Below are 17,007 nucleotides of genomic sequence, written 5' to 3'. Positions count from 1 at the left end.
ATTAGGAGCGGAAATAGACGAAAACCTGTTTTGGAGTTTCAGCTGTCGAAGGAAGGGCTTTTTTGCAAAGGTCTCAGCTTTTATAAAAATATCTTCCTTACATAAAACCTACTATTTAGAGTGAATTTGTCGTGGCAGTAAATTGTGTTGCCGTGCAGGCTTTGACGCTGAATACGTCCGCCTGTTTATCCGAACTTCACTTCTGCTCCGAATACTTCCTGCCACAGTTTTCGCACATTGCCGTAATGGGTCAGCAATTCTTCCGTCACTTCGGTTTTTTTGGCATCGCGCAGTTTGGTGTTGTGTTGCTGCTGGCGGTAGAAGCGGTAGGCGGTGCGGCTTTGTTCGGCGAGGGTTTTGTCGATGAGGCCGCAGTCGGCGGCGATGTTCAACAGGGCGATGTTGCCGTAGTTATCCAAGAGTTGCGGATACTGACGGGCATGGGCAAGGATGAGATATTGGACGATAAATTCAACATCGACCACGCCGCCGCGCGCGTATTTGACGTTGCTGTCGGCAGGCGGATGGGTGGGGAACATTTTTTCGCGCATTTCGATGATTTCGCCTGCTAAAACGGTTTGGTCGCGTTCGGCGGTCAGCATTTCGGTGCGGATGCGGTCGAAGGCCGTCTGAACATCAGGCGTACCGCAGATAAAACGGGCGCGGGTAAGGGATTGGTGTTCCCATGTCCATGCGTTTTCGCGCTGATATTTTTCAAAGGCAGCGATGCTGTGGGCGAGGAAACCTGCGTCGCCGTTGGGGCGCAGGCGCAGGTCGGTTTCGTAGAGGCTGCCTGCGCCGGTGGCGGCGGAAAGCCAGTTGGTTAGGCGGCGGGCAAGGCGGCTGTACACGTCGCCTGCATCGGGATGAGGGTCGTCATAAAGATAGACCAAGTCGAGGTCGGAGGAATAGCTGAGCTCTTTACCGCCCAGTTTGCCGTAGCCGATGATGGCAAATTGCGGCGTGTCGCGGTGTTTTTTGGGCATATCCGCCCACGCGCACGGCACGGCGGCGGCGAGGATGGTGTCGGCCAAGGCGGAAAGCTGGTCGGAAAGTGATTCAACCGTCCACAATCCGGCAAGGTCTTGAACGGCGAGGCGGAAGACTTGGGCGTGTTGGAAATGGCGCAATGTGTCCATTTGCGCTTCAGTATCGCCGCCGCAGGCTTTGAGGTCGTTTGAAAGTGCGGCGGCAAGGGCCGGCCAGTCAAACGTGGTATCCAAAAGCTGTGCGCTGATGAGTTCGTCCAGCAGAATCGGATATTTGCTCAGATACGCCGCTACCCATGAACTTTGGCTCATGATTTGTGCCAGATGCGCCAAGGTCTGCGGATGTTCGTTGAGGAAAGCAAGATAGGCGGAGCGGCGGCTGATGTTTTCGAGAAAGTCAAACAGCCGCATTAATGTATCGGTCGGATTGGGTTGCGCTGCCGCCGCCTGTACCAATAACGGCACAATCGCGTCAAAACGCGGCTGGGCGTGTGCAGAAAGGTGGCGGTATTTATGGCCGTTGCGGATTTGGTCGAGCCGTGTGGCGATGGTTTCGGCATCAAACCCATATTCTTTCAGACGACCTTGCCGTTCTTCTTCATCGGGCTTTTCCTGCCATGCCCATTGCCATTCGCTGTTGCTTTGCGTTTGCTCTTCGGGTTCGCTCAAGATTTCGTTGAACAACCGATTGACTTTGTTCCGATGAACATTGAGGCCGTCCGAAAAGGCGGCATAGCTGTCGAAACCCATGCTTTCGGCGAGCAGTTGTTGCTGTTCGAGCGAAGTGGGCAGGGTTTGGGTTTGTTGGTCGTCCCAGTATTGCAGGCGGTGTTCGACGTCGCGCAGGAATCGGTAGGCAGCCAGCAGGATTTCGACGTTTTCAGACGGCATGATGCCCAGCTCGGCAAGTTTCTTCAGCGTTTCCTGCGTGCCTTTCAGTTGCAGCGCGCGCATTTGCCCGCCGCGTATCATCTGGAAAATCTGGGCGATAAATTCAACTTCGCGGATGCCGCCTGCGCCGAGTTTGATGTTGTCCGCCATGCCCTTTTTGCTGACTTCGCTGCGGATTTGGCGGTGCAGGGTACGCATTGCTTCATACGCGCTGTAATCCAGATATTTGCGGAACACAAAGGGGCGTACCAGCGCTTTGATGTCGTTCGGATGCGGCGTAACCACGCGGCCTTTGCACCACGCATAGCGTTCCCATTCGCGACCCTGCGTAATTAAATATTGCTCCAGCGCGGTTTCACTCAACACCAGCGCGCCCGAATCGCCGTCCGGCCGCAGCCGCATATCGACGCGGAACACCTGCCCGTCGGCGGTGATGTCATTCAGCAGCGCAATCAGTTTCTGCCCGACTTTGGTGAAAAATTCCTGATTGCCCCGTTCGCGCCTGCCGTCGGTATCGCCCGATTCGGGGTAGATAAAAATCAAATCAATGTCGGAAGACACGTTCAACTCATAGCCGCCCGCCTTGCCCATCGCTACTACGCTCAAATGTTGCGGCGATTTCGTATAACGCCCGATCGGCGTGCCGTACATGTCCTGATAATAGGCGTAGGCAAAGTCTAATGCGGTATTGACGGCAAAATCGGCAAACAGCGTAATCGTACGGGTCACTTCGTTCAAATCGCTGATGCGGTTTATATCGCGCACGATAATCTGCGACACCACATAACGGCGCAACTCGCGCAACTGCCGCGCCAATTCTTCCTCGTTTTCTTCCGCGCGGATTTTGTCCCAGTCGGCAAAGGCTTGGAAATCAGCTTCGGTCAACACCTTGTCCAACATGGGCAGGAAAATTTCGGGCTTGAGTTTGCCGTTGTCGAGCTGGCGGGCGAGAAAAAGGGAATAACGGCGGGCAGTATCGAGGCGGTTCATAATCTTTGCCTGAATAAACAGAAAAAACCATCATAGCAAGGTTTCAGGCCGTCTTAAACCCACGCTTTCCCCTATCCGTGCAATCGGCTAAAATACCAACCTTTGCAACCCCACATAAGGAAACCGCCATGACCCGTATGGTTCACTGCGTCAAACTCGGCAAAGAAGCCGAAGGCATGAAATTTCCGCCGCTGCCCAACGAATTGGGCAAACGCATTTTTGAAAACGTTTCCCAAGAAGCATGGATGGCTTGGACCCGCCACCAAACCATGCTCATCAACGAAAACCGCCTAAGCCTTGCCGATCCACGCGCGCGCGAATACCTCGCACAGCAAATGGAACAATACTTCTTCGGCGACGGCGCAGATGCCGTACAAGGCTACGTTCCGCAAGAGCCTAAATAAGCATTGAAAAGCCAAGGCCGTCTGAAACCCGATTTTCAGACGGCCTTTAAAATTCCCGATTGCCCCGCATATTAGGCAAATAGAACAGATAAATCATACAAACCCATGATTCTCTGTTAAAATCCAAATTTCATTCATTTCAATCCACACTGGAGCAAACGCCATGCAAAACGACGTTTACGACTATACCTCGCAAGGCTCGGTTGCCAAAAATACTGTCCTGCAAAAAACCTACCGCCTGCTCGGCCTGTCTTTCATTCCTGCCATTGCCGGCGCGTTCTTTTCCGCCAAAACAGGCTTTAACATTTTCGCCATGTTCGGTTCATATTATGTTGCCCTGGCCGCCTTCTTCGGCTTCTTCTACGGCATGACCTCCCTGATCGAGAAAAACCGTTACAGCAACGTCGGCATCGCCCTGTTGATGATCTTCACTTTCGGCATGGGCCTTGCCATCAGCCCTATGCTGCAATACGCCCTGGCGATTAACAACGGCGCGCAAATCGTCGGTACGGCCGCCGCCATGACCGCCGGTGTATTCTTCACCATGTCCGCCATGGCGCGCCGCACCACAATGAACATGAACAAACTCGGCAGCTTCCTCGGCGCCGGCGCCATCGTGCTCATGATTGCCGTTGTGGCCAACCTCTTACTCAAAATCCCTGCCCTGAGCCTGACCATTGCTGTCGGCTTCGTTGTCTTCAGCTCCCTGATGATTATGTGGCAGGTACGTACCGTTATCGATGGCGGCGAAGACAGCCACATCAGCGCAGCGCTGACCATCTTCATCTCCATCTACAACATTTTCAGCAGCCTCTTGAGAATCCTCATCTCTCTCAGCGGTGACGACTGATCAAGCCGCAAAGGCCGTCTGAAATTTCAGACGGCCTTTTTGATTTTTGACATCACCGGCAAACTCCCCTATCCTGAACGCCACACAAACCCCATTCCCAACCCAAAATGACCACGACCACTCCGCGCCGTGCCGTGTACGCAGGCAGCTTCGACCCACCCACCCTCGGCCACCTGTGGATGATACAGGAAGCCCAATCCCTCTTTGACGAACTCATCGTCGCCATCGGCACCAATCCCGAAAAGCGCAGCACCTACACCATAGAAGAACGCCGCGCCATGCTAGATGCCATTACCCACCCCTTCCCCAACGTCCGCATCAGCGTGTTTGAAAACCGCTTTTTGGTCGATTACGCCCGCGAAGCCAAGGCCAATTTCATCGTCCGCGGCATCCGTTCCGCCGCCGACTACGAATACGAACGCTCGATGCGCTACATCAACAGCGACATCGCCCCCGAAATCTCCACCGTCTTCCTGATGCCGCCGCGCGAAATAGCCGAAGTATCCTCCACCATGGTCAAAGGCCTGGTCGGCCCCCAAGGCTGGCGCGACATGATAGGCCGCTACCTCCCCGACCCCGTCTATCAAAAAATCCTGCAAGACCACGAAACAAACGCATAAACAAAGGCCGTCTGAAATGTTCAGACGGCCTTCCAATTTTCATTGATTATTTACGGGCAGACGTCAACGCCTGCAGGTTTTGATTCAACGTTTCCATATCCAACCAACCGGCGGCAATAAACAGCATCAAAATCACCGTACCCACGCACAGCACCCCGATACCATACAACACATAACCCACCAAAACACGGCCTACCGTTGCATTCCCCATCCACATCAAACCGCGTACCTGCACCACAAAAACCCAAGCCTGCCACAACAGCGCAAACACAGCCAACGCCGGCACATACAACACCAGCAACAGCGGCAGCAGCAAAGCCTCAGACACCAAAATAAAGCCCCACAAAGGCAGCCGGGGCGCACCGTAAGAATGCAGCACCTTGCGCATCGAGCGGCTCAACACCAACCATTTCACAATTACCAAAATCACCGACAGACACACCGCCGCCGCGCCACTGCCAAACAAAGGCGACATGCTGGCCGCGTTCACCACACCCAACAGCAGCAGCACCGCCGCCATCACCAAAGGCGAATACAAATACGTCTCCGGCGAACGATAGCGCAAACGCAAAACATCCCACATATCACGAACAAACATATACAGCATGGCATAAATCCAAAGCAAAAAAGCCGATTGTATCTTAGGCCGTCTGAAAATCAAACCGGCAAACCTAAAACCCACCAATTAAAACGAAAAATAATTCAATACAAAACAAAATCTTAATTTACCCCCTCAAAAATAAAGCCTACAAACGCTTGCACAAGGCAACGAAATTTGGTTTAATTCACATCTCGCAACGAAACACGCGAAGGCCAGATAGCTCAGTTGGTAGAGCAACGGATTGAAAATCCGTGTGTCGGCGGTTCGATTCCGCCTCTGGCCACCACCAACCGCATTGAAGCGGTTATTTTTTTATCTATACGATTTGCACGCATGCTTTAAGCGCAAATCCCGTTCCGGACCATGCGTCCCGATTTCCACACAAGGCCGTCTGAAAAATTTCAGACGGCCGTTGTTCATGTTGGCATGGCATAAAAATCCGCCTTACCACCCCATTCCGACAGAATACGGCGCTTCCATCCGAATCGGCTGAAACCTTCGCGAACATACTGAATATGAATAAAGTTCAAGGCAGGTCGGTTTACTATATAATACCGTCCAAACCAACCATAACTTACTCATTGCAGGGAAGATAATGAAAAAAGTGCTGATTGTGCATTACTCGCAAACGGGGCAGCTCTCCAGCCTGGCGCAGAATTTTGCCGTACCGTTGCAAACAGCCGGCGTACAGGTCGATTGCGTCAATATCGTACCGGAGCAGGCGTTTCCGTTTCCGTGGCCGTTTTGGCGTTTTTTCGATACCTTTCCGGAAACCGTCCATTTAAAACCCGCCCCGATTCTGCCGCCGCAAATTCCATCCGAAGATTACGATGCGGTGGTCATTGCCTACACCGTTTGGTTCCTCTCTCCTTCGCAACCGATTACCGCCTTTTTGCAACGCGAAGAAACGCGCCGCCTGCTGGACGGCAAACCGGTCATCACGCTTATTAGCTGCCGCAATATGTGGCTGGGCGCGCAGGAAAAAATGAAATCTTTACTGAAACAAAACGGCGCCAAACTCATCGGCAACATCGTAAAAATCGATGACTGCAACAGCGCGGCAAGTTTCATTACTACGCCCGCATGGATGCTGACCGGCGACAAACGCTATTTCCGCTCCCTGCCCTCTGCCGGCATTGCTGAAGAAGAATTGGCAGATGCGGCTCGGTTTGGTACGAAATTACGCGATGCACTGTTGAACCAACAGCCTTTGGACGAAACCCTGTTTCAAAACATGGGCGCAGTGACAGTCAATGAAAAACTGATTTTCAGCGAACGCGCCGCCGGCCGCAGCTTCTTCGTCTGGGGCAAGCTTTTGATGGCGGCAGGCCGTATTTCTCCGCTCTTGCGCCGTGCGCTGCTGTGCTTCTACATCATCTTTTTATTGGCGATGATTTTGGTGGTTTTGCCCGTCAGCGTAATTTTAAAAAAACTGCTGCATCCGCTGCTCAAAGGCCGTCTGAAAAAACTGGCGGACTATTATGAACAACCGTCAGGAAGATGATACGTTTCAGACGGCCTCAAACTAGGAATCCATCATGCCCGAAGTTATCTACTACCCCGAACGCCGTCGTTTTCAAATCGATATTGACGGTTTGGAAGCAGGCTACATCAGCTATACCGAACACAACGGCGGCTGGGACATAAACCATACCGTGGTCTCGCCCAACTTCCGTCATCGCGGCATTGCCAAACTGCTGGTGAGCACGCTGATGGAGTACGCCGAAACACACCACATCCCGTTGACTGCAAGCTGCGACTACGCGGCGCGGTTTATCGGTTGATTATTTTGACAAACACATCATGACATCGAATAACACACTCAAAGACGTTTATCTCAACCGCGTTTCTGCCTTTTTGCCCAATGCCCCTGTCGGCAATGACGAAATGGAAGCCGTCCTCGGCATGGCAGGCGATGTGCCTTCACGCGTGCGCCGTATGATTTTGCGTTCCAACGGCATTTTGTCGCGCCACTACGCCATCGATCCTAAAAGCCGCCGCACGACGCACACCAATGCTGAATTGGCTGCCGAAGCGGTCAACGGCCTGTTTGCCCAAGGCGTTCCTGCAGAAGCCATCGGCAGTCTGGCCTGCGCCACTTCCTACCCTGACCAAACCATGCCCGGACACGGCGTGATGGTGCATGGTTTGCTGGATATGCCGCCTTGCGAAGTGTTCAGCATGGCAGGCGTATGCGCGGCAGGTATGGCGGCGATGAAACACGCCTACAACGCTGTGCGTACCGGCGAACACGCACATGCAGTTTCCGTTGCTTCCGAAAACGCCTCGGCGGTCATGCGCGGCGAAGTGTTTCAAAGCGAAACCGACCATAAAAAACTGGAAAACGCTTCCCCCGAAATCGGGTTTGAAAAAGACTTTTTGCGCTGGATGCTGTCTGACGGCGCAGGCGCGGTGTATCTGTCCGACCGCCCCAATTCAGACGGCCTCAGCCTGAAAATCCATTGGATAGACCTGCTTTCCTACGCCAACGAAATGCCGCCCTGCATGTATGCCGGCGCAGAATTCCGCGACGGCGTATTTGAAGGCTGGAAACACGCCGATGCCGATTACGGCCGCCGCCACAGCCTGATGGCGGTCAAGCAGGACGTCAAACTGCTGAATGAAAACATCGTCCGCTATACGGTGGAAAAACCCCTCTCCCAAATCGCCGCCAAACACGGCATCCGCGCCGAAGAAATCGATTGGTTTCTACCCCACTACTCTTCCGGCTTCTTCCGCGACCGCCTTTCAGACGGCCTGAAAAACATCGGCTTCGACATTCCGCAGGAAAAATGGTTTACCAATCTGCACAGCAAAGGCAACACGGGTTCGGCCTCGATTTACATCATCCTTGAAGAATTTCTGCGCACCTTTCCCATCGAACACGGCCAAAAAATCCTGTGTTACGTTCCGGAAAGCGGACGCTTTTCAACATGTTTCATGCTTTTGGAAGTAGTAAAGGCCGTCTGAATGAAGATTGACGACATCCCTCAAGACAACAGCGCCAGCTACCACGGCCACCGCAAAGTTATCTACGGCACCCGCGACGGCCACTACGAAGCGGCCACCAGCAACGGTTGGCAGGATGAAGCCTACGCCACCGAAATGGCGGTGTGCGAACTCGATGCCCAAACGCAGGCCGCGCGCGAAACCGTCGAAAAAGGCGAATATTCGCCGCTGTACTACCATATGTTCCGCTGCCGTTATGATGAAACCGGCTTGGCCATGGCGGCAGGTGTATGGAAATGGCAGCTTCGTCGGCATTTCCGCCCCGAAGTGTTCGCCAAACTACCGGTCAAAACCCTGCAAAAATACGCTGATGCCTGCCAAATCAGCATAGACGACCTCAAACAAACCGATATTTAAAGCCTCTCATGATTACCCTACATTCGCTTAACCAATCCCGCGCCCTGCGCATTGTTTGGCTGCTTGAAATCCTCGGTATGCCCTACCGCCTGCAAACCTACCGCCGTCATCCTGACACTTTGCTCGCCCCTGACGAACTCAAAGCCATCCATCCCTTGGGCAAATCGCCCTTGTTGGATGATGACGGCTTTATCTTGGCGGAAAGCGGCGCGATTACCGACTACCTGATTCAAACCTACGGCGACGGCCGTCTGATGCCCGAACGCGGCAGTCGCGAATACTGGCAATATCAACGCTGGCTGCATTATGCCGAAGGTTCGCTAATGCCGTTATTGCTGCTCGGACTGGTGTTCCGCCGGATTGAAAGCGCGCCCATGCCGTTTTTCGTCAAACCGATTGCCCGCAAAATCAGCGGCAGCGTCAAAAGCAGCTTTATCCATCCGCAAGCCGCCCTGCATCTTTCCCACATCGACAGCGAGTTGGAAAACCGCGAATGGTTGGTCGGCAACAGCCTCAGCGGTGCCGACATCATGATGAGCTATCCGCTGCAAGCCGCGGCCGACCGCTTCGACTTTGCCGACTACCCTAATATCCGTGCTTATTTGCAGCGCATCGAAGCGCATGAAGCCTACCGCCGCGCCGTTGAAAAAGCAGGTTCGCCTTTATTGAAACTTGACAAATAAAACAAGGCCGTCTGAAACATTTTCAGACGGCCTGAAACATTGGTTCACTTATCGAATAGCTTTGCGGCAAACGGCGTTTTTATCCAAGCGCCGCCCGAATGCTTTGTTCCCCCTCGCCGTTCCACTATAATGGCAAACCATATCCTTCTAAAAAATAACACCATGCCAACCGACAACCACCCGACTCTTGCCATTGACACCAGCACATCCTTTCTGTCCATCGCATTGGAACATCAAGGTGAAGTCCGCCTGTTTCACGAAAACGTCGGCACCAAGCAATCCGAACAAATCCTGCCACAAATCGAGTGCCTCTTCAAAGAAGCGGGCATCACGGTCGCCGATTTGGGCTGCATCGTTTATGCACAAGGCCCCGGCGCATTTACCGGCCTGCGTATCGGCGCGGCGGTTGCACAAGGTTTGGCCACGCCGTTTGACACGCCCATGATCGGCATTCCCTGCCTCGATGCCGCCGCTTCGCTGCTGCCGCCATCAAGCTGTGTACTGGCAGCCACAGATGCGCGTATGGGCGAAGTGTTCTACGCATGGTTTGATACGCAAAACCACGTCCGCTTGAGCGATTACACGGTTGGCAAAGCCGCCGCCATTACCGCGCCCGAGGGCAAAACGCCTAGCGGCGGCATCGGCAATGCCTTTGCCCTCGCCGACAAACCGCCTTTTGACGGTCAAGCCGATATGCCGACCGCCGCCGACTATCTCAAACTTGCCCACAGCGGCCGCTATCTTGCTACTGACGCCGCGCACGCCGAGCTGCTCTACGTCCGCAACAAAATTGCCCTGACCGCGCAAGAGCAAGCCCAACAAAAGGCCAAACCGTGAACCTGCGCCCAGCCTTACTTGCCGACTGCCCCACCCTTGCCGCCATCGACGCACAAGGCAATCCTTCGTCGTGGACGGCGCAGCAGTTTGAATCGGCGGTTCAACACCATCCCGATAGCGTTTGGCTCAGCCAGACCGACCACCAAATTACCGGCTTTATCGTGTGGCAAACCGTATTTGACGAATCCGAGCTGCACCTGATTGCCGTCGCGCCCGAATACCGCCGCCAAGGCATTGCGTCCGCTCTGTTGCAACACTGGCAAAACGCAGTGCAACAGCAAGGTACAATCCGATTACTGCTCGAAGTCCGCGCAAGCAATGAAACTGCGCAACAGCTCTACCGCAAATACGGCTTCCAAACCTGCGGCCGCCGCAAAAACTACTACGCCCTGCCCGACGGTGGCAGCGAAGATGCCGTATTGATGGAGAAATCATGTTAAGCAGCCGCTACCTGCACCTGCACGAAGCCTTGGGCTTGGGCCCGATGTGGCTGAACCAAAACGCCAAAATCATCCATGCCGCGCCTCAAGCCGCAGCATCAGCCGCACCCGTCCGCCCCAAAACCATTGCCGCTGATACCGCGCAAGCCGTGCGCACTTTATCCGCAGGTGCACATCAGGCACGCACTGCCGCCATTGCCACTGCGCAAACGGCCAAACCGGCTGTCCGCGCTCCCGAAGCGGCACCCAAAGCCATCGTCGAAACACCGGCAAAAACAGAAAAAGCCGCGCATTCAGACAATCTGCCCCGCCTTGACGTAACCATCAGGCCGTCTGAAATCATGGTGGTCAGCATTTGCCCGTCCACCGAAGACAGCCTGCACGGTACGCTGTTTAGCGGCGACGTCGGCACGCTTCTCGACAACATCCTCGCCGCCATCGGACTCAAACCCGAGCAGGCGCACAAAACCGCATGGGTCAAAACCGCGCCCGTATTTACCGCTCTCCCCGATGCCGAACACATCCGCGCCGAGCTTGCCGAAATGCAAAACGAGCTTACCGCTTCGCAAGCGCGCGCAGTATTGTTTCTCGGCAAAATCTTCGACAGCCCCGACATGATCGGGCTAATGAACGAATTGTGCGCAGAGCGGCCGCATTTTGTCATTCCCCACCCTGCCCGCCTACTGATGCAGCCGCAACTCAAAGCGCAGGCATGGCAAATCTTAAAGCCATTGAAACAGCTTTTGACCAAGGCCGTCTGAACATTCTGTTCAACCTGAAATCAGGTTTTTTCACCAACAAAAAAGGGCGTGTTCGACACGCCCTAATGTTTTTCAATATTCCGCCGAATGCCAGAAAGGCTGACCCACCGTCGGCGTACTGGCGCGCGCTTTCTCACGCGCCTCCACAGGTTCCGCCTCATAAGCCAGACGGCCTGACTCGACCGCAAGCGCAAAAGCGCGTGCCATATTGACCGGATCGCCGCTGCGGGAAACGGCGGTATTCAGCAGCACGCCGTCAAAACCCCATTCCATCACTTGTGCCGCCTGCGAAGGCAAACCCAAACCCGCGTCGATAATCAACGGCGTATCGGGCAGGCGTTCGCGCAAGACTTTCAGCGCATAAGCATGAACCGCGCCCAGACCCGTGCCAATCGGCGCCGCCCACGGCATCAACGCCTGACAGCCTGCGTCGAGCAGGCGGCGGCAGGCAATCAAATCTTCGGTGCAATAAGGCAGCACTTTGAAGCCGTCTTTAATCAGGATTTCCGCCGCTTCAACCAGTTGGAACACATCCGGCTGCAACGTGTCATCATCGCCGATAAGTTCGAGCTTGATCCAATCGGTATCAAACACTTCGTGCGCCATTTGCGCAGTGGTCACGGCTTCCTGCACACTTTGACAGCCTGCGGTATTAGGTAACACAGGTACGCCCATTTCTTCCAACAACGACCAAAAACCCTGCCCGTGCGCTTCGCCGCCGCTGCCGGCACGGCGCAATGAAACGGTAATCATCGCCGGTTGCGCGATTTGGACAGACTGCTTGAGGATTTCCGGCGTCGGATAAGCAGCCGTACCGAGCAGCAGCCGTGAAGGGAAAGTTTCTCCGTATAGGGTAAACATGATGGATTCCTTTGTAATATTATTTTTTGGGCAATAACCTTCTGAAAAATCGGTTCAGATAGTTTCCAAATAGTTTTCAAGTCCTTCGGCGACCTTGGTCGGAATAAACTCGGTAATCGTGTATTTCGCTACGCCTTCTCGGTGAAATGGGTCTTCTGCAATTAACTTTTCCACCTGTTCCCTGCCTGATGCTTTCATCAGGATAATGCCGCCTGTCCGCGGCTGTTTGCGTCCAGACATAACAAATACACCTGCTTGATAATACCGTTCGAGATACGCAATATGCTCGGACAGGTAGGTTTCAACCGCAGCCAAGTCTTTAATATATTCCAACGATACGATAAACATTTCTTTTCCTTTTCTCAGCATTAAACCAATAGCGCAGCTATACGCGCAGTAAAACCGCTTATCCGCCGACTACGGGGCGCACAATGTCCACTTTGTCGTTTTCGTTTAAAACCGTTTCCGCATACGCGCCTTTGGCGACAAAATGGGTATTGACGGCAACGGCAAAAGGCTTTTGCGGCACGGTTTGGGCGATAAGGTCGGCAACGGTTGTGCCGTTTAACGTGATGGTTTCATTGTTTAATATAATCTTCATGATGTTTACTCCTCTTATCGGGCTTCTTATTTTCAGACGGCCTTATTCATCCCACAAAGCCTGAAATGCTTTAACCACGGCTTCGGGATTTTCCGCTTCGGTCACGGCGCGGACGACGGCGAGCGAGGAAACGCTGGTTGCCAGCACATCTTCGGCGTTGTTTAAATCGATGCCGCCGATGGCGACGACGGGCGTGCCGCGAGCCTGTTTCACATATTCGCGCAGTTTATCCAAACCTTGCGGGGCGGTGGGCATTTGTTTGGTCGTGGTCGGGAAAATTGCGCCGCTGGCGACGTAGCTAGGGTGCACGGACAAGGCGCGGTCGAGTTCGGCTACGGAGTGCGTACTCAAACCCAAGCGCAAACCGGCGGCGGCGATGGCGGCAAGGTCGGCGGTGTCCATGTCTTCCTGTCCGAGATGTACGCCGTATGCGCCCGCTTCTATCGCCTCGCGCCAGTGGTCGTTGATGAAAAGCTGGGTTGCGCTATTTTGACAGGCAGCGACGCAACGTTCGATTTCACGTTTCAACTCGTCACCATGCAAGGTTTTGCAACGCAGTTGCACCGTGTCAGCACCTGCTTTGACCATGCGCTCGACCCAGTCGGCAGTGGGAACGACGGCGTAAAATTTCAGGGGGGATTTGAGTGGCGGGAAGGTCATGACGGCTCCGAAAGGAATAATTCGTTGTTATATTATCAGAAAAGGCCGTCTGAATAATATTTGTTTTCAGACGGCCTGATTGAAAAAATGAATATTGCCCTATTCGGCTTTGGCTTTATAAAAATATGAAAATATTGATGATTTTATTCAAATGAGTGCCATATTGGCGTCCCACATTCGGAGACCCAACCCATGAAAAAATTTCTCTTATTAGCCGCCCTTCCCTTCCTGTTTGCCACTTATTCAAATGCCGCCACGCCTAAAGCGGAAGCTCCAAAACCAGCTTTGGCACACAAACAAACCAAGCAGCGTTTTTCCGGCAAAATCACCTGCTATCAAACCGCCGAGCATTCGTTCTCCGTACGCAATGGCGACCGCCTGCGCATCAGCAAAACCGGCAGCCCCAATGCCTATTTCAACGTATGGGCACCCAAAGGCGATGAAGCCGTATTTGACGGCTCGACCCAAGGCGATAAATTTGACAGTATCGCCACCCAATCGGGCAAATATAAAGTGCAGGTCTATATGATGCGCGCCCAAGCCCGCCGCAACACTACTGCCCATTACGCCATAAACGTCATCAAAAACTAAGGGGCTGACGTAGATTAGCCCTAAATTCCACACCAATCTCGCAGGATTTTAAGCTGTTGAGACGGTGTGCCGAAGTTAAATCGAAATTCGCATTCTTTCAAGAACAGCGGGAAAGATTTGCGATCGATTCCGTTGTATTTTCGCAAGAAACGTTTTGCCTGATTCCAAAAATTCTCAATGCCGTTAATGTGGTTCTGACGGTCGACAAATTCCTTGGAATGGTTGATGCGGTAATGGATAAAACCGCTCACGTCCAACTTATCATAGCTGCTCAGGCTATCCGTGTAAACAATGCTGTCCGGCATGATTTTCTTTTTGATGACAGGGAATAACGTTTCAGACTTGGCATTATCCACCACAACGGTATAGACCCGTCCGTTGCGTTTCAGAATGCCGAAGACAACCACTTTTCCTGCCGCACCTCGACCACGTCTGCCTTTACGCTGTCCGCCGAAATAGCTTTCGTCCAGCTCGACAGAGCCCTCGAAAACCTCATCGGCAGCCAAGGCCAAATGATGGATGATGACATACATATTTTGCGGTAGAATAGAGTTATTTATCCTGCGACTAGGTAGAAGGCGCGGAAAGTCCGGCAGAACTGGTCAGCCTGATTGAAAGCGGCGACTACGAAGCCCTGCTTGCCGAAGATTCGGACGAACATGGCCAAGGCCACGAACATCATTGCGGCTGCGGCTGTTCCCTCGGCTGAGTCAGCCTGCCCATATTATCTACCGCCTCGATTTTCATATTAAAAGGAGACTTACCAGCATGATAAGCAAAGCAAAATTCAATACCGTTGTCGGCAGCATAGGAGCGGCAATAGGTATTTTCGTATTTGTCGCCTATATCCCCCAAATTATCGCCAATATGCAAGGGGCAAAGGCGCAGCCGTGGCAACCCCTGTTTGCAGCAGTATCCTGTCTGATTTGGGTTTTGTACGGTTGGAGCAAAGAACCTCGGAAAGACTGGATTCTGATTATACCCAACGCAGTCGGCGTGATATTGGGATTTCTGACTTTTCTGACTTCGCTTTAAACAAGGGGCTAATCTACGTCAGCCCCAAAACTAAACGCCCTCATGATGTAAAGCTTTAAAAAACAGCAAAGGCCGTCTGAAAATTGAAATTTCAGACGGCCTTTTAAACGGTTTGAAAAAGGACGTGTCGAACACGTCCTTTTTTCCTATTACAACAGGAATATGGTTGCCAATCCCAAGAAAATCAGGAAGCCGCCGGAGTCGGTAACCGCGGTAATCAGCACCGAGCTGCCCAATGCTGGGTCGCGTCCGGCTTTGTCCATCATAACGGGAATGAGGACACCGACGGTCGCGGCCAGCAAAAGGTTCAAGGTCATCGCGGCCACCATGACCAAACCTATGCCGATGTTGCCGTAGAGCAGCCATGAAATCACGCCCATCACGGTGCCCCAAATAATGCCGTTAACGAGGGCGACGCCGACTTCTTTTTTCAGCAGGCGGCCTGCCTGCGTGCTGGTCATTTGTCCCATCGCCATGGCGCGGACGATCATGGTGATGGTTTGGTTGCCAGAGTTGCCGCCGATACCGGCGACGATGGGCATCAGCGCGGCCAGTGCGACGATTTTCTCGATACTGCCTTCAAATGCGCCAATCACGCGGCTGGCGATAAAGGCGGTACACAGGTTGATGGCAAGCCACATCCAGCGGTTTTTCACCGAGTCCCAAATCGGGGCGAACAAGTCCTCTTCTTCTTGCAAACCGGCCATGTTAAACATGTCGGCTTCGGATTCTTCACGGATCACGTCCACCATTTCGTCAATGGTGATCCTGCCGATCAGCTTTTTGTTTTCATCGACAACCGGCGCGGTTACCAAGTCATAACGTTCAAACGCCTGCGCCGCTTCTTCCACGTCGTCTTCGGGACGGAAGCGCACGACATCGGTGGCCATCACGTCCGCCACCATGTCTTCGGGGTCGGCGACCAAGAGTTTGCGGATGGGCAGCACGCCTTGCAACACGTCATTTTCATCAACCACGAAAATCTTGTCGGTATGGTCGGGCAGGCTGTCGAAACGGCGCAAGTAGCGCAACACGACTTCACACGCCACATCGGCGCGGATGCTGACCAATTCAAAGTCCATAATCGCGCCGACTTGGTTGTCTTCGTAAGACATCGCCGCTTTGACCTGCTCGCGTTCTTCTTCATCACGCGTTTGCAGCGCTTCGTACACCACTTGGTGCGGCAAGTCGTCTGCCAGTTCTGCCAATTCGTCTGCGTCCAAATCATCGACGGCGGCCAACAGCTCGTCTTTGTCCATGGACTCGATCAGCGTTTCGCGTACGGCGTCGGATACTTCCAGCAAGACTTCGCCGTCGTCTTCCGGGGCAACCAAAAGCCAGACGATGTTACGCTCGCGCGGCGGCAGGGATTCCAAGACGGCGGCCACGTCGGCAGGGTGCAGCTCGGCCAAGAGGACGGTCAGCTCGGTGAACTTGTCGCGCAGGCTTTCGTCTTCAATCGGCACGCCTGCTTCGATTTGTTCGAAGGACGGCTCGAGGATTTCGCATAAGGCGTGGATGCGGTCGATATCGTCAGAGATGCGATCGTCAGAAATGCTGTCTTCCACCGCATCATTGTCGGGGGTATGGTCAAGATTCGGAGGGGTTTGTTCGATGCTCATAAATGCTCCGCCCGCCGGACGCGGGGAGGCATTTCGGCGGGATGATTATTGTTGTTGTGTGTCTGATGGGAAGTTCAAAGGCGAACTGGGAAGGTCCATAATTCGAGCCTGCTGAGAGGCGCAGAGTTGTAAACGGTGCATATTCTACTCTTTTTTAGGCCGTTTTACCATTTTTAACGAGGAAGGCCGTCTGAAATCGGGTGAT

Annotated in this window: 21 protein-coding genes, 1 tRNA gene and 1 pseudogene; 15 read left to right on the top strand and 8 right to left on the bottom strand. The window is 53.5% G+C overall.

Annotated elements, in window-relative coordinates; translation table 11 throughout:
* Positions 1–185 precede the first annotated feature (185 nt).
* Positions 186–2,870 (bottom strand): bifunctional [glutamate--ammonia ligase]-adenylyl-L-tyrosine phosphorylase/[glutamate--ammonia-ligase] adenylyltransferase, encoded by a 2,685-nt coding sequence (gene glnE / locus ACTHS4_RS10660; protein WP_440365917.1) that lies wholly within the window; start codon positions 2,868–2,870, stop codon positions 186–188.
* 128 nt (positions 2,871–2,998) lie between these two features.
* Between glnE and ACTHS4_RS10655 the strand changes: the two genes are divergently transcribed.
* The 3 genes from ACTHS4_RS10655 to coaD all read left to right on the top strand — a co-directional run bounded on the left by ACTHS4_RS10655 (position 2,999) and on the right by coaD (position 4,744).
* Entirely contained in the window at positions 2,999–3,274 is a 276-nt protein-coding gene (locus ACTHS4_RS10655) for an oxidative damage protection protein (RefSeq protein ID WP_003682648.1), read from the top strand.
* 163 nt (positions 3,275–3,437) lie between these two features.
* Positions 3,438–4,124 (top strand): Bax inhibitor-1 family protein, encoded by a 687-nt coding sequence (locus ACTHS4_RS10650; RefSeq protein WP_070825744.1) that lies wholly within the window; start codon positions 3,438–3,440, stop codon positions 4,122–4,124.
* Between the two features lie 107 nt (positions 4,125–4,231).
* Positions 4,232–4,744 (top strand): pantetheine-phosphate adenylyltransferase, encoded by a 513-nt coding sequence (gene coaD, locus ACTHS4_RS10645; protein WP_070825745.1) that lies wholly within the window; start codon positions 4,232–4,234, stop codon positions 4,742–4,744.
* Between the two features lie 46 nt (positions 4,745–4,790).
* Here the strand turns inward: coaD and ACTHS4_RS10640 are convergent, their stop codons facing one another.
* Complete coding sequence (locus ACTHS4_RS10640; RefSeq protein ID WP_070825746.1) at positions 4,791–5,351, bottom strand: hypothetical protein; 561 nt, start codon at positions 5,349–5,351, stop codon at positions 4,791–4,793.
* A gap of 204 nt (positions 5,352–5,555) precedes the next feature.
* Between ACTHS4_RS10640 and ACTHS4_RS10635 the strand changes: the two genes are divergently transcribed.
* From ACTHS4_RS10635 to ACTHS4_RS10590, 10 genes are all read left to right on the top strand, one after another.
* A tRNA-Phe gene (locus tag ACTHS4_RS10635) sits at positions 5,556–5,631 on the top strand.
* Between the two features lie 9 nt (positions 5,632–5,640).
* Positions 5,641–5,838, top strand: coding sequence for a hypothetical protein (locus ACTHS4_RS10630; protein ID WP_141761449.1), 198 nt, complete (start codon positions 5,641–5,643; stop codon positions 5,836–5,838).
* Between the two features lie 102 nt (positions 5,839–5,940).
* A complete protein-coding gene (locus ACTHS4_RS10625; protein ID WP_440365916.1) occupies positions 5,941–6,849 on the top strand; it encodes a dialkylrecorsinol condensing enzyme in 909 nt (302 codons plus the stop codon).
* Between the two features lie 34 nt (positions 6,850–6,883).
* Entirely contained in the window at positions 6,884–7,129 is a 246-nt protein-coding gene (locus tag ACTHS4_RS10620; protein WP_070825748.1) for a GNAT family N-acetyltransferase, read from the top strand.
* 19 nt (positions 7,130–7,148) lie between these two features.
* On the top strand, positions 7,149–8,315 hold the full coding sequence (locus tag ACTHS4_RS10615) for a beta-ketoacyl-ACP synthase III (RefSeq protein WP_070825749.1): 1,167 nt from the start codon (positions 7,149–7,151) through the stop codon (positions 8,313–8,315).
* Positions 8,316–8,711, top strand: a complete 396-nt coding sequence (locus tag ACTHS4_RS10610) for a hypothetical protein (protein WP_070825750.1) — start codon at positions 8,316–8,318, stop codon at positions 8,709–8,711.
* 8 nt (positions 8,712–8,719) lie between these two features.
* Positions 8,720–9,394: a glutathione S-transferase family protein gene (locus ACTHS4_RS10605; protein ID WP_371460505.1), complete on the top strand. Its 675-nt coding sequence runs from the start codon at positions 8,720–8,722 to the stop codon at positions 9,392–9,394.
* A gap of 162 nt (positions 9,395–9,556) precedes the next feature.
* Positions 9,557–10,231, top strand: coding sequence for a tRNA (adenosine(37)-N6)-threonylcarbamoyltransferase complex dimerization subunit type 1 TsaB (gene tsaB, locus ACTHS4_RS10600; RefSeq protein ID WP_371460504.1), 675 nt, complete (start codon positions 9,557–9,559; stop codon positions 10,229–10,231).
* Positions 10,228–10,671 (top strand): ribosomal protein S18-alanine N-acetyltransferase, encoded by a 444-nt coding sequence (rimI, locus tag ACTHS4_RS10595; protein ID WP_371460503.1) that lies wholly within the window; start codon positions 10,228–10,230, stop codon positions 10,669–10,671. The genes tsaB and rimI overlap by 4 nt, the downstream gene beginning before the upstream one ends.
* Positions 10,665–11,432 (top strand): uracil-DNA glycosylase family protein, encoded by a 768-nt coding sequence (locus ACTHS4_RS10590; protein ID WP_440365915.1) that lies wholly within the window; start codon positions 10,665–10,667, stop codon positions 11,430–11,432. Before rimI ends, ACTHS4_RS10590 begins: the two co-directional genes overlap by 7 nt.
* 72 nt (positions 11,433–11,504) lie before the next feature.
* On the opposite strand, the gene ACTHS4_RS10585 is transcribed toward ACTHS4_RS10590, so the two are convergent.
* Genes ACTHS4_RS10585 through thiE form a run of 4 tightly spaced genes read right to left on the bottom strand, consistent with a single transcriptional unit; the run spans position 11,505 to position 13,554 of the window.
* Positions 11,505–12,293: a thiazole synthase gene (locus ACTHS4_RS10585; protein ID WP_128582656.1), complete on the bottom strand. Its 789-nt coding sequence runs from the start codon at positions 12,291–12,293 to the stop codon at positions 11,505–11,507.
* Between the two features lie 54 nt (positions 12,294–12,347).
* Positions 12,348–12,641 carry a YciI family protein gene (locus ACTHS4_RS10580; RefSeq protein WP_039861865.1) on the bottom strand — a complete coding sequence of 98 codons (294 nt, stop codon included), beginning with the start codon at positions 12,639–12,641 and terminating at the stop codon, positions 12,348–12,350.
* A gap of 58 nt (positions 12,642–12,699) precedes the next feature.
* Complete coding sequence (gene thiS, locus ACTHS4_RS10575; protein WP_440365914.1) at positions 12,700–12,894, bottom strand: sulfur carrier protein ThiS; 195 nt, start codon at positions 12,892–12,894, stop codon at positions 12,700–12,702.
* A gap of 42 nt (positions 12,895–12,936) precedes the next feature.
* A complete protein-coding gene (gene thiE / locus ACTHS4_RS10570; protein ID WP_440365913.1) occupies positions 12,937–13,554 on the bottom strand; it encodes a thiamine phosphate synthase in 618 nt (205 codons plus the stop codon).
* 192 nt (positions 13,555–13,746) lie between these two features.
* Here thiE and ACTHS4_RS10565 point away from each other — a divergent pair, with 192 nt between their 5' ends.
* Positions 13,747–14,145: a hypothetical protein gene (locus ACTHS4_RS10565; RefSeq protein WP_440365912.1), complete on the top strand. Its 399-nt coding sequence runs from the start codon at positions 13,747–13,749 to the stop codon at positions 14,143–14,145.
* Positions 14,146–14,165: 20 nt separating this feature from the next.
* Here ACTHS4_RS10565 and ACTHS4_RS10560 read toward each other — a convergent pair.
* Positions 14,166–14,695, bottom strand: a pseudogene (locus tag ACTHS4_RS10560) (IS1595 family transposase); the annotation flags it as partial.
* 218 nt (positions 14,696–14,913) lie between these two features.
* Between ACTHS4_RS10560 and ACTHS4_RS10555 the strand changes: the two are divergent.
* Complete coding sequence (locus tag ACTHS4_RS10555; protein WP_004518970.1) at positions 14,914–15,180, top strand: SemiSWEET family transporter; 267 nt, start codon at positions 14,914–14,916, stop codon at positions 15,178–15,180.
* A 149-nt stretch (positions 15,181–15,329) separates the two neighbouring features.
* On the opposite strand, the gene mgtE is transcribed toward ACTHS4_RS10555, so the two are convergent.
* On the bottom strand, positions 15,330–16,802 hold the full coding sequence (mgtE, locus tag ACTHS4_RS10550; RefSeq protein ID WP_440365911.1) for a magnesium transporter: 1,473 nt from the start codon (positions 16,800–16,802) through the stop codon (positions 15,330–15,332).
* Positions 16,803–17,007: the final 205 nt, after the last annotated feature.

It is taken from the genome of Neisseria sp. P0014.S009 (assembly GCF_051958155.1).
Lineage (GTDB): Bacteria > Pseudomonadota > Gammaproteobacteria > Burkholderiales > Neisseriaceae > Neisseria > Neisseria flavescens_C.
The sequence above is the reverse complement of the archived record's forward strand: the minus strand, read 5'-3'. Positions and strand labels throughout refer to the sequence as shown.